The 11,533-nt window shown below is 72.2% G+C and carries 10 protein-coding genes; 5 read left to right on the top strand and 5 right to left on the bottom strand.

From position 1 onward, the window contains the following. Positions 1-104 precede the first annotated feature (104 nt). The gene (locus P3T35_RS05055; RefSeq protein ID WP_101380039.1) at positions 105-800 is read right to left on the bottom strand and encodes a TetR/AcrR family transcriptional regulator; all 696 of its coding nucleotides are present in this window, start codon (positions 798-800) and stop codon (positions 105-107) included. A gap of 23 nt (positions 801-823) precedes the next feature. Beyond that, positions 824-2,437 (bottom strand): MFS transporter, encoded by a 1,614-nt coding sequence (locus tag P3T35_RS05050; protein ID WP_101380040.1) that lies wholly within the window; start codon positions 2,435-2,437, stop codon positions 824-826. A gap of 348 nt (positions 2,438-2,785) precedes the next feature. Between P3T35_RS05050 and panB the strand changes: the two genes are divergently transcribed. The 3 genes from panB to P3T35_RS05035 all read left to right on the top strand — a co-directional run bounded on the left by panB (position 2,786) and on the right by P3T35_RS05035 (position 5,651). Then, a complete protein-coding gene (panB, locus tag P3T35_RS05045) occupies positions 2,786-3,697 on the top strand; it encodes a 3-methyl-2-oxobutanoate hydroxymethyltransferase (RefSeq protein ID WP_101380041.1) in 912 nt (303 codons plus the stop codon). 107 nt (positions 3,698-3,804) lie between these two features. Further along, on the top strand, positions 3,805-4,842 hold the full coding sequence (locus tag P3T35_RS05040; protein ID WP_101380042.1) for an ATP-binding cassette domain-containing protein: 1,038 nt from the start codon (positions 3,805-3,807) through the stop codon (positions 4,840-4,842). Next, positions 4,839-5,651, top strand: a complete 813-nt coding sequence (locus P3T35_RS05035; protein WP_101380043.1) for an ABC transporter permease — start codon at positions 4,839-4,841, stop codon at positions 5,649-5,651. The genes P3T35_RS05040 and P3T35_RS05035 overlap by 4 nt, the downstream gene beginning before the upstream one ends. Before the next feature lie 7 nt (positions 5,652-5,658). On the opposite strand, the gene P3T35_RS05030 is transcribed toward P3T35_RS05035, so the two are convergent. After that, positions 5,659-8,979, bottom strand: a complete 3,321-nt coding sequence (locus P3T35_RS05030; protein ID WP_101380044.1) for a BTAD domain-containing putative transcriptional regulator — start codon at positions 8,977-8,979, stop codon at positions 5,659-5,661. Positions 8,980-9,091: 112 nt separating this feature from the next. Here P3T35_RS05030 and P3T35_RS05025 point away from each other — a divergent pair, with 112 nt between their 5' ends. Continuing rightward, positions 9,092-9,898 (top strand): site-2 protease family protein, encoded by an 807-nt coding sequence (locus P3T35_RS05025; protein WP_101380045.1) that lies wholly within the window; start codon positions 9,092-9,094, stop codon positions 9,896-9,898. A 21-nt stretch (positions 9,899-9,919) separates the two neighbouring features. On the opposite strand, the gene P3T35_RS05020 is transcribed toward P3T35_RS05025, so the two are convergent. Together P3T35_RS05020 and npdG are read right to left on the bottom strand one after the other, a co-directional pair. After that, positions 9,920-10,102, bottom strand: a complete 183-nt coding sequence (locus P3T35_RS05020) for a hypothetical protein (RefSeq protein WP_101380046.1) — start codon at positions 10,100-10,102, stop codon at positions 9,920-9,922. A 135-nt stretch (positions 10,103-10,237) separates the two neighbouring features. Then, a complete protein-coding gene (gene npdG / locus P3T35_RS05015) occupies positions 10,238-10,921 on the bottom strand; it encodes an NADPH-dependent F420 reductase (protein ID WP_101380047.1) in 684 nt (227 codons plus the stop codon). 46 nt (positions 10,922-10,967) lie between these two features. On the opposite strand from npdG, the gene P3T35_RS05010 reads away from it, so the two are divergent. Further along, positions 10,968-11,531 carry a hypothetical protein gene (locus tag P3T35_RS05010; protein ID WP_101380048.1) on the top strand — a complete coding sequence of 188 codons (564 nt, stop codon included), beginning with the start codon at positions 10,968-10,970 and terminating at the stop codon, positions 11,529-11,531. The last annotated feature ends 2 nt before the right edge of the window (positions 11,532-11,533 follow it).

Below are 11,533 nucleotides of genomic sequence, written 5' to 3'. Positions count from 1 at the left end.
GTGGCCCCTTCGTCGTCATCGGCGCCGAGCCCGACGGTCCCGGCCCATCGGGCTCACCCGGAAAGGACGGGTTCGCACCGAGATGATCGGCTCGTCGGCTCAGCCTATGCGGATAGCGACGCGTCCACCGGTGCGGCGGGTTCCGGATTCGCGGAGCTGTGAGCCGGGCCACCCAGGCCCTCCATCAGGGTGTCCACGATCAGCCCGGGCAGCCCGGGGTCGTCCAGCGGGGAGTCGGGGTAGACCATGGCCCGCATCAGCATCGGCCCGACCAGCATCTCGGCGATCAGCGCGGAGTCCAGGTCGGAGCGGATCTCGCCGTCGGCCATGCCGCGCTCGACCAGCGAGCGGAACGCCACCCGGCGACGCTGGATCACCCGGTCGTAGTAGACCTCCTTGAGCGCGGGCAGCGCGTTCATCTGGTCCAGGGCGACCCGAAGCGCCCACCGCGAGCGCTTGGCCAGGCCGCGGCGGCGCATGTAGTCGATCATCACCACCAGGTCGTCCCGCACGCTGGTGCCGGGCAGCTCCGGCTCGGGCTCCTCCAGGCGGGCGATCACGTCGACCAGCAGGGCGTCCTTGTTCGGCCAGCGGCGGTAGATGGTGGCCTTGCCGACGCCGGCCTCCTGGGCGATGCCCTCGATGGTGAGGTCGGCCAGGGTGCCGCCGTCGGCCATCAGCCGCTCCACGGCCTGACAGATCGCCAGCTCCGCCGCCTCCGAGCGGGGACGTCCGCGACGCGGCGCCCCACAGCGTGGCGGCTCGGGGGTCGGCTGCGGAATCTGGCGATCTGTCTCCATGGCCCTATTCTCCTTCGCCCTGCTCAGCCCTTGGCGGAGGGCACGGCGTCGGCTGCGTCGACCCGCTCTGCGGCGCCGGCCGGCTCGGGCGCCCCGCCCGGCCCGGCCATCCGCGCCGGCAGGAAGAACCAGGCCAGCAGCGCGCCGACCAGGGTGATCCCGGCGGACAGGGCCGCCACCGTGTGCATCGCGTGCAGGAACGAGTCGTAGGCGGGCTGGACCAGCCCGCCGGCCTGCGCCTTGTGCGCCTGGATGAAGCCCAGGGTGGCCTCCAGCGACTCGCCGGCCTTGTCCCGTGCCTGCGGGGGCAGCTTGTCGGCGATGCCGTTGCGGTAGACGGTGGAGAGCACCGCGCCCAGCACCGCCACCCCGAGCGAGCCGCCGACCTGGCGGAAGGTGTTGTTGATCGCCGAGCCGGCGCCGGCCTTCTCGCGCGGCAGCGAGCCCATGATGGCCACGGTCACCGGCGGCATCACATGCGCCATGCCGGCGCCCATCACGAAGCCGATCACCTCCAGCACCCAGATCGGGGTGTGCTGGCCGAGCAGCAGGTAGCCCAGGAAGGCGATGGTGATCAGCGCCATGCCGCCGGAGCAGGTGGCCCGGACGCCGATCTTGTCCACCACCAGGCGGGCCCGCGGCGCGAAGACCAGCTGGGCGCAGGCCAGCGGCAGCATCAGCGCGCCGGACTGCAGCGCGCTGTAGCCGCGCACGCTCTGGGTGTAGAAGACGCCGAAGAAGGAGACGCCCATCAGCGCGAAGAAGACCACGCCGACCACGGCCACCGAGGTGGAGAACACCTTGTTGCGGAACCAGCTGACGTTCAGCGCCGGGTGCTCGATCCGCTTCTCGTAGAGCACGAACGCGACCAGCGCCAGCACGCCGATCAGGCCGGGCACCCAGGCCTGGGTGGCGGTGACGGAGGCCAGGTCGCCGCCCTTGATGATGCCGTAGATCAGCGCCACCAGGCCGATGATCGACAGCAGCACGCCGACCGGGTCGAGCCGGCCCGGGTTGGGGTCCTTGGAGTCCGGCACCATCAGGAACATGGCCACCAGCGCCACGGCCACGATCGGCACATTGATCAGGAAGACCGAGCCCCACCAGAAGTGCTGGATCAGCAGCCCGCCGGTGATCGGGCCGATCGCGATCGCCAGGCCCACCGCGCCGGCCCAGACGCCGATCGCCTTGGGCTGCTCGGCGCGCTCGAAGACGTTCATGATGATCGCCAGCGTGGCGGGCATCACGAAGGCACCGCCGAGGCCCATCACGCCGCGGTAGGCGATCAGCTGGCCAGGGCTGGTGGCGAGCGCCGACAGCAGCGAGCCGACGCCGAACACCAGCATGCCGCTGAGCAGCGCCTTCTTGCGGCCGAACCGGTCACCGAGCAGGCCCGAGGTGAACAGCAGGCCGGCGAAGACCAGGGTGTAGGAGTTGATGGCCCATTCGAGGTCGCTCTGCGTGGCACCAAGGCCGACCGGGGCCGGGGTCGCGATGGTCTTCATCGCGACGTTGAGGATCGAGTTGTCGAGGACGACGACGAGCAGCGCCAGGATCAGCGTGCTCAGGATCGCCCAGCGGCGGCGATGGATGTGGTCCGGCACCCGTCGTGCGGCGCCTGGTATCGCGGTGGTCATGTGCGTGAATGTCCCGTCCATGCGGAGAACAGCGGCTGGTGGCGGGCGCAGCGAGACGCGATCGTCTCGTAATCCCCCTGGCATGACTGTACCTGATTTCCGATACGAGTACGTCTCGTATCGGAAGCGCCCGGGGACTGTCCCGGGAATGCCCGCGGACTGTGCCGGGAACGGCGGCCGACCGTCTCGGAAACTGCCGAGGACGGCCTTGTGAAGAACCGGCGACCTCGGGAAAAACCGGAGCCCCCGCCCCGGCTCTTTGCGCGGCGCACCGGCCGTGCAAGCATGGAGGAGATCCGGGGACGCCACACGGCGCCACGAGACCACAACCCATCAGGAGCCTGTTCAATGAACGCTTCTCAGCTTTCGCCTGCCCAGACGCCGGACCAGGGATCCACCCAGGCGCCGGCCGCCGCGGTCACCGCGTCCGGCGGGCACTCGCTCTACGGCGGGGTCACCAACCGCCGCGTCACCGTCCGGGACCTGGCCGCCGCCAAGCAGCGCGGAGAGAGGTGGGCGATGCTCACCGCCTACGACGCCCTGACGGCCGGCGTCTTCGACGAGGCCGGCATCCCGGTCCTGCTGGTCGGCGACTCGGCCGGCAACTGCGCGCTCGGCTACGAGAGCACCGTGCCGGTCACCATGGACGAGATGACCATCCTCTCGGCCGCCGTGGTGCGCGGCACCAAGCGCGCCATGGTCGTCGGCGACCTGCCGTTCGGCTCCTACCAGGAGTCCCCCGCCCAGGGGCTGCGCAACGCGGCCCGGCTGATGAAGGAGGCCGGGGTCGGCGCGGTCAAGCTGGAGGGCGGCGAGCGCAGCGCCCGCACCATCGAGCTGCTCACCGAGTCCGGGGTGCCGGTGATGGCGCACATCGGCCTCACCCCGCAGTCGGTGCACGCGCTCGGCGGCTACCCGGTGCAGGGCCGCGGCGACGAGGCGGCCCACCGACTGCAGCGGGACGCCAAGGCGGTGCAGGACGCGGGCGCCTTCGCGGTGGTGCTGGAGGCGGTGCCGGCCGAGCTGGCGGCGCACGTCACCGAGACGCTGGCCATCCCGACCGTCGGCATCGGCGCCGGGGTGGGCTGCGACGCCCAGGTGCTGGTCTGGACGGACATGGCCGGGATGACGGCCGGCCGGGTGCCGAAGTTCGTCAAGCAGTACGCCAACCTGCGCGCCGTGCTCGGTGACGCGGCCCGCGAGTACGCCGAGGAGGTGCGCGGCGCCACCTTCCCGGCGCCGGAGCACGCGTTCAAGTAGCCCTTTGAACAGGCGCTGTCGGCCCGCTGTCATCCGGTGACAGCGGGCCGACAGCACTGACAGCCGGATGCCCGGGGCCTGACAGCGGCGCCGGACAGTCTGGCGTCATGACAACGCAGATCGCACCCGCCCCGAACGACCGGGGGCAGCACACCAGTCGCAGTGCCGGATCGGGCCACGCCGTCGAGGCCCGCGGCATCGTCAAGCACTTCGGTGCCACCAAGGCCCTGGACGGCGTCGACCTGACGGTCCGCCAGGGCACCGTGCTGGGCGTGCTCGGGCCCAACGGGGCCGGCAAGACCACGCTGATCCGGATCCTCTCCACGCTGCTCAAGCCGGACGCGGGCACCGCCGTGGTCGGCGGCTACGACGTGCTGCGCCAGCCCAAGCAACTGCGCCGCACCATCGGCCTGACCGGGCAGTACGCCTCGGTCGACGAGCTGCTCTCCGGTGCCGAGAACCTCTATCTGATCGGCCGGCTGCTGGACCTGCCGGCCAAGCGGGCCAAGGCCCGGGCCACGGAGCTGCTGGAGCGCTTCTCGCTCACCGAGGCCGCAGGGCGCCCGGCCAAGACCTACTCCGGCGGGATGCGCCGCCGCCTGGACCTGGCCGCCAGCATGATCGGCCGCCCCCGGGTGCTCTACCTCGACGAACCCACCACCGGCCTCGACCCGCGCACCCGCAACGAGGTGTGGGAGGAGGTGCAGCGGATGGTGGCCGACGGCGCCACCGTGCTGCTCACCACCCAGTACATGGAGGAGGCAGAGCAGTTGGCCACCGACCTGACGGTGATCGACCACGGCCGGGTGATCGCCGACGGCACGGTGGACGGCCTGAAGCAGCAGGTCGGCGGCCGAACCCTGCAGGTCCGGCCCGCCCGGCCGGCCGAACTGCCCGAGATGGTCCACTGCTTGGCCGATCACGGCATCCCCGCCACCGCCACGGATACCGACCTGCTCGCCGTGCCGATCACCGGCGATAAGCAACTCACCGCAGTGATCGGATTGTTGGGCGGCCGCAGCTTCGGCATCACCGGCATCGACACCGCGGTTCCCAGCCTGGACGAGGTCTTCCTGGCCCTCACCGGGCTCCAGACCACCTCACTGGCCACCACCCCGCAGAGCGCCGAGGAGTCCGCGCGATGAGCATCGCAAGCACCTTCACCAGCAGCGAGTCCGCCGACCAGCGGATCAGCCTCACCGCCCATCTGCGCCACATCGGCGCGCTGACCCGGCGCAACCTGATGCGGATCAAGGCCGATCCGGAGTCGATGTTCGACGCACTGCTGATGCCGATCATCTTCACCCTGCTCTTCGTCTACGTCTTCGGCGGCGCCATCTCCGGCACCCATGGCTCCTACAAGCAGTGGCTGATCCCCGGCCTGCTCGGCACCACCGGCACGAACCTGGCGATCGCGGTCGGCACCGGCCTCAACGCCGATCTGAAGACCGGGGTGATGGACCGGTTCCGCACCCTGCCGATCGGACGCGCCTCGGTGCTGATCGGCAAGTTGCTGGCCGAGGCCTGCCGCAGCCTGGTCGCCTACACCGTGCTGATCGTCTTCTCGCTGATCCTCGGACTGCAGCTGAAGACCGGGATCACCGGGGTGCTGGCGGCGGTCGCGCTGTCACTGCTGTTCGGGATGTCGCTGGTCTGGATCTCCATGCTGCTCGGCCTCACCCTCGACAACGCCCAGGCGGTCCAGGGCGTCGGCATGCTGGTGCTGATGCCGCTGCAGTTCGGCAGCTCGGTCTTCGCACCGCCGAGCACCATGCCGGGCTGGCTGCAGGCGTTCACCAAGTACAACCCGCTCTCCAACCTGGCGGACGCCAGCCGCCACCTGATCAACGGCGGGCCGGTCGCCCACTCGGTCACCATGGTGCTGCTCTGGTCGGTGGCGATCACCGCCGTCACCGCACCGCTGGCGGTGGCCCGGTTCCGGAAGGTGGCCTGACGAAGCGTCAGTCACCGTCCATCAGCGCGTCCAGCAGGGCGGTGGTCTCGTCCCAGGACAGGCCACCGCCCTGCTCGATCAGCCGGTCGAACTCCTCCCGGCCCAGCATCGCGACCAGCTCCGCCTCGCGCCGGGAGCGCTCCAGCCGCTCCATGTAGGTGCCCTGCAGTCCCATCCGGTCGCCGTGGGCGCCCGACAGGACGGCGGCCAGCCGGGCCAGTTCAAGGTCGCCGTCCCGTTCGGCCCGGAGCTCCAGCACCCCGGCGACCACCGGAAGCATCTGCTGGGTGATGTGCTGGGCGAAGACGGAGGCGGCCAGTGGCACCACCCGCAGGATCCGCACCCCCTCGCGCATCCGCGCCACCCCGGCGTCGATGTCACCGCAGCGGGCCAGGATCAGGGCCGCCGCGCAGGCCGTCAGGCCGCCCATCAGGCCCGGCGCCGCTGCTTCGACCACCTGGTGGGAGGCATCCAGGACGGCGAGTTGGGCCAGTGCCGCCGCGGTCTCCCCCCGGTGGGCATGGAGGGCGGCGAGCACCATGTGGCCGTAGACCAGCGCGCCGTCGGTGTACCGACCGGTCCGGGAGGCACCCGCCAGCCCCTCCCGGATCACCCGCTCCCCCTCGGCCTCGTCCTGCTCCAGCAGTGCCTCACCCAACCGCACCTGGAGCATCGGCAGCTCCTGCGGCGCGCCCAGCTCCAGGGCCAGCTCGATCGCCTGCCGGTAGCGGACCACCGCCTCGGCGCTGTCCCCGGAGAAGCCGGCGGTCTCGGCCTGGGCGGCCAGCGTCTCGGACATGCCCCAACTGTCGCCCCGTCGACGGTAGATGGCCATCGCCTCGTCGCCGTCCCGGCGGGCCTGCTCCAGGCCACCGATCTGGTCGTTCGACATCTTGGCGCGCAGTTGCAGCGTCCAGGCCAACTCGTACTCCCGGCCGAGCCGGCGGCAGCCGTCCACCGCCTGGTCGATCAGCTCCAGCATCTGCTGCGCCTGGCCGGCCAGGAAGCAGGCGAAGAGCCGCAGCAGCGGCCCGAGGCTGTAGGACTGCGGCAGCTCCGGGGTGTAGGCGGCGAGGATCCTGGGCGCCCGCTCGGTCAGTTCGGCGTCCCCGATCACCGCCATGTCCCCCTCGAAGCGGACCACCAGGTGGTAGATCCACAGCTGGCGGCGGGCCTCCTGGAGCACCGGCTCCGGCCACGGGAACGGGTAGGTGAGCGGGTCTTCGGCGAGCGGCACCGGCGCGGGGGCGTCCGGGCCGTACGGGTCAGATGTCATCGCGCACACCTGGTCGACCCAACTGCGGGTCTCGCCACGGAAGTCGCGCACTGCCCAGAACCAGGCCATGCCGAGCACCAGCGCCAGCGCGTCCGCCTCCGCGCCACTCGCCACCGCATGGCGCAGCGCGGCCCGGATGTTCTGCTGCTCGCGCTCCAACACGCCGAGCAGTGGCAGCTGCTGGTGCCCGTGCAGCTGCGGCTCGGTGATCCGGACCAGCTCGCGGTAGGCGATCAGGTGCCGGTCGGCGGCCTGCGGTTCGGCGGCCTCGGCGAGCCGTTCGGTCGCGTACTCGTGGATGGTCTCCAGCATCCAGTAGCGGGGCTGCTCGGGCTGGTTGAGCCCGGCCACCACCAGCGACTTGTCGACCAGCGAGGCGAGCAGCTCGGCCACTTCACCGGTACGCACCAACTCGCCGTCGGCGCACACCTGTTCGATGATCTCCAGGGTCCAGCCGCCTGCGAAGACGGAAAGCCGGCGCAGCACCGCGCGCTCCCGCTCGTCCAGCAGCTCCCAGCTCCAGTCGACCACCGCGCGCAGGGTCTGCTGGCGGGGCAGCAGCACCCGGCTGCCGCCGGTGAGCAGCGCGAAGCGGCCGTCCAGGCGGTCGGCCAGCTGGCGGGGCGTCAGGGAGCGAAGCCGGGCCGCGGCCAGTTCGATGGCCAGCGGCAGGCCGTCCAGGCGGCGGCAGATCTCGGCGCAGGCGTCCGGGTCCTGCTCGATGCTGAAGCCGGGCCGGGCCGCCGCGCCGCGCTCGGCGAGCAGCCGGCGGGCCGTCGGGTCGGGCAGCGGCTCGACCGGCAGCACCGCCTCACCCGGGACGCCCAGCGGCTCCCGGCTGGTGGCCAGCACGGTCAACTGCGGGCACTCGGCCAGCAGCAGGTCGACCAACTCGGCGGCGCTCTGGATCAGGTGCTCGCAGTTGTCGAGCAGCAGCAGCATCTTGGCGCGGGCGCAGTGTTCGACTATTCGCCGCACCGGGTCGACCGGCCCCTCGGTGACCGAGCCGACCGAGTGGTGCAGCACGGCGCGCAGGCCGAGCGCGGTGAGCACCGCCCCGGGCACCGCGGCCGGGTCCTCCAGCGGGGCCAGCTCGATCTGCCAGACGCCGTCCGGCCAGCTGCCGGCGTGCTGGGCCAGCCGGCCGGCCTCCACCGAGAGGCGGGTCTTGCCGGAGCCACCGGGGCCGGTGAGGGTCACCAGCCGTGCGGTGCCGAGCAGTTCGGCGACGGCGGCGAGGTCCTGCTCGCGGCCGACGAAGCTGGTGAGGCGGGCCTTCAGGTTGCCGGCCTCGGCAGCAGGCAGCGCGGCGGGTGCGGGTGTCGCCGCCGGCGCCGGGGCGGGCCGCAGCAGCTCCTGGTGCAGCGCGCGCAGTTCGGCGCCCGGATCCGCGCCGAGCTGCTCGGCGAGCGCGCGGCGGACCTTCTCGTACTGCTCCAGCGCCTGGGCGGTGCGCCCGGCGCCGTGCAGCGCGCGGATCCAGAGCACCTGCAGCGGCTCGTCCAGCGGATGGTCGGCGCTCAGGCCGGCGAGTTCGGCCAGCAGCTCGGCGGCCCGGCCGAGCGCCAGGTCGGCGGCGATCCGGGCCCGGTGGGCCTCGGTGCGCTGCGCCTCCAGCCGCACCGCGCTGCCCGCCCGGTCCCGTAGGTCGGCCAGCGCCGGGCCGCGCCACAGCGCCAGCGCCTCGCGCAGCAGCGGGGCCGCGGTGGCCGCCTCGCCCGCCGCGAGCGCCGCCGTGCCCCGGGCGGTGAGCTCCTGAAAGCGGGTCAGGTCACTCTGATCCTCCGTCAGCCAGTAGCCGCCGGGCCCGGAGCCGACCGCGGCGCGGCCGATGGTGCGGCGCAGCCGGCCGACCAGGGTCTGCAGCGCGGCGGCCGGGTCCTGGGGCGGCTCGTCGGCCCAGACTTCGGCGGCCAGCACCTCGGCCGGCACCGGCCGCCCCTGGCGCAGCACCAGTGCGGCGAGCAGCGCACGCAGCCGGGCACCGCCCAGCGGCGCCGGGGTGCCGTCGTCGTGCTGCGCGGTCGTGGTCCCGAGAATCCCATAGTGCACCGCACCATTCTGCTGCCTGCGGATCCGGGCCGTCCCGGACGGGGGCTCCGCCCGGCGCGGCGGCCCTATACGCTCGCGGGATGAAGCAGGCGACATCCCCCAGGGAGCTGTGATGAGTTTTGCCGACGCGCGCCGGTCCAGCGACGAGCGCCGGATCAGCCCGGTCTTCTGGGTGCTGCTCGCGATACTGGGCACCTCGGCGTGGGCGGTGTGGCAGGGATACGGGGCCCCCGGCTTCGGGGTGTTCCTCTTCGTGGTGGCGGGCTGGATGGTCTCGCTCTGCCTGCACGAGTACGCGCACGCCCGGACCGCGCTGCACGGCGGCGACATCACGGTCGGCGCCAAGGGCTATCTGACGCTCAACCCGTTCAAGTACGCCAACGCCGTGACCAGCTTCATCCTGCCGGTGGTCTTCGTGCTGCTGGGCGGGATCGGCCTGCCCGGCGGGGCGGTCTTCATCGAGCGGCACCGGATCCGCGGGCGGCTGAAGCACAGCCTGATCTCGGCGGCCGGCCCGCTGGTCAACCTGGCCTTCGCGATCGTGCTGCTGGTGCCGGTCGGCTCCGGCTGGCTGGACGGCACTCCGGGCACCGCGCAGGTCGGCCCTTACCTGGTGCACACCTTCCCGGCGGCGCTGACCTTCCTGGCGCTGCTGCAGGTGAGTGCCGCGCTGCTGAACTTCCTGCCGGTCCCGGGCCTGGACGGCTACGGCATCATCGAGCCCTGGCTGTCGCTGAAGACCCGGCGCGCGGTCGAGCCGTTCGCCCCGTACGGCCTGCTGGCGGTCTTCATCATCTTCTGGCAGTCGCAGGTGAACCAGTGGTTCTTCAACCTGGTCTACCAGATCATGAACCTGTTCGGGGTGGACGACTTCTACATCTACTTCGGCCAGCACCTGTTCCGGTTCTGGCAGCTGTGACGGGGCGGGGCTAGCGGGCGCTCAGGCCTGGTCGCCCTGCCGGGCCAGCTTCTCCTTGCGCAGGTAGAACCAGGCGATGTTGCTGGACACACCGGCCAGCAGCACCCAGATCACGCCCAGCCAATTGCCCTCCACGAAGGACACCACGGCGGCGGACACCGCGAGGACGAAGACGATCGAGGCGTAGAGGGCGTTGCGGGGCATCTGTCCGGCTTTCCGGTCGGTGAGGCGACGGGTCTGTCGCGGGTCGGTCGGCGTCCATTGTCGCCGACGGTCCGGAGCCGCCCGCAGCCGGGTGACTCCGGACCCGTCATTCCGTGACCAGACTGTCACATTCCGTCACACGCCGGTGATCCGCAGACCCGCGTGCGTCTTGTAGCGGCGGTTGACCGCGATCAGGTTGGCCACCAGCGACTCCACCTGGTGGGCGTTGCGCAGCCGGCCGGCGTAGACGCCGCGCATGCCCGGGATCCGGTCGGCCAGCGCACGCACCACGTCGGTGGCGGCGCGGTCGTCACCGAGCACCATCACGTCGATGTCGATCCGGTCGACCTGCGGGTCCTGCAGCAGCACCGCCGAGAGGTGGTGGAAGGCGCCGGTCACCCGGGACTCGGGCAGCAGCGCGGCGGCCTGCTGGGCGGCGCTGCCCTCCTCCGGGCGCAGCGGGTAGGCGCCCTGCTTGTCGAAGCCGAGCGGGTTGACGCAGTCGATGACGATCTTGCCGGCCAGCTCGGCGCGCAGGCCGCCGAGCAGTTCGGCGTGGCCGTCCCACGGGACGGCGACGATCACCACGTCGCAGTCCTTGGCGACGGTGTGGTTGTCGGCGCCCAGCACGCCGTTCTCGAGCTCGTCGGCCACCGTCTTGGCCCGCTCGGCGCTGCGCGAGCCGATCATCACTTGCTGGCCGGCCCGTGCCAGCCGGTAGGCGAGGCCCCGGCCCTGGTCGCCGGTCCCGCCGAGCACGCCGACCACCAGGTCGTTGACGTCGGGTCCGCTGTCGGTCGCTGATTCGAGGGAAGTCATACCGGTGATCCTGCCAAACGCCTGCGGCAGGCTCCATGCTTCGGGGATGGATGCAACCAGCCTGTCGGAAGTCCGCGAAGCATTGGCCGGTTCCGAGCTGCTGGCGGCCACCCGCTCCTTCGCGGGGTCGCTGCGCGGCGCGGTGACCCGGCGCACCGCCCGTGGCCTGCTGCTGGTCGGCACGGCGGAGTACGAGCCCTGGCACCTGGCCGCGCACCTGGACGACGAGGCGGCCTGGTCGGCGGTGCCGCAGCTGTCGCCGCTGCTGATCCGCCGTCAGCCGGCCGGGCCGCGGCATCCGGGGCCGGACCGGCTGGCCGCCGCCGGCCGGGGCGAGACGGTGCTGGTGGTGAGCCCGGGCGCGGCGGGCGAGGAGCTGCTGGCGCGGGTGTCGGACGCCCGGCGGGGCGGCGCGGTGGTACTGGCGCTGGAGGCGGGCGACCGGGAGCTGGGCGAGCTGGCACACGAGCGGCTGACCGTCGACGAGCCGGCCGAGCCGGGCTTCGACCTGGTGCAGCACCTGGTGAGCGCGGCGGCCGGGGAGCGGCCGCGCTCCCGGCTGGCCCGGCTGGTCCGGCAGTTCACCGCGGAGCCGGTCAACCGCTGGTAGCC

The organism is Kitasatospora sp. GP30 (assembly GCF_029892145.1).
GTDB lineage: Bacteria > Actinomycetota > Actinomycetes > Streptomycetales > Streptomycetaceae > Kitasatospora > Kitasatospora acidiphila.
This window is presented reverse-complemented; position numbering and strand designations above follow the sequence as displayed.

Excerpts from the sequence above, each read along its gene's own strand:
- P3T35_RS05055 (WP_101380039.1), bottom strand. The coding sequence starts at position 800 with ATGGAGACAGATCGCCAGATTCCGCAGCCGACCCCCGAGCCGCCACGC.
- P3T35_RS05050 (WP_101380040.1), bottom strand. The coding sequence starts at position 2,437 with ATGACCACCGCGATACCAGGCGCCGCACGACGGGTGCCGGACCACATC.
- panB (WP_101380041.1), top strand. The coding sequence starts at position 2,786 with ATGAACGCTTCTCAGCTTTCGCCTGCCCAGACGCCGGACCAGGGATCC.
- P3T35_RS05040 (WP_101380042.1), top strand. The coding sequence starts at position 3,805 with ATGACAACGCAGATCGCACCCGCCCCGAACGACCGGGGGCAGCACACC.
- P3T35_RS05035 (WP_101380043.1), top strand. The coding sequence starts at position 4,839 with ATGAGCATCGCAAGCACCTTCACCAGCAGCGAGTCCGCCGACCAGCGG.
- P3T35_RS05025 (WP_101380045.1), top strand. The coding sequence starts at position 9,092 with ATGAGTTTTGCCGACGCGCGCCGGTCCAGCGACGAGCGCCGGATCAGC.
- P3T35_RS05020 (WP_101380046.1), bottom strand. The coding sequence starts at position 10,102 with ATGCCCCGCAACGCCCTCTACGCCTCGATCGTCTTCGTCCTCGCGGTG.
- npdG (WP_101380047.1), bottom strand. The coding sequence starts at position 10,921 with ATGACTTCCCTCGAATCAGCGACCGACAGCGGACCCGACGTCAACGAC.
- P3T35_RS05010 (WP_101380048.1), top strand. The coding sequence starts at position 10,968 with ATGGATGCAACCAGCCTGTCGGAAGTCCGCGAAGCATTGGCCGGTTCC.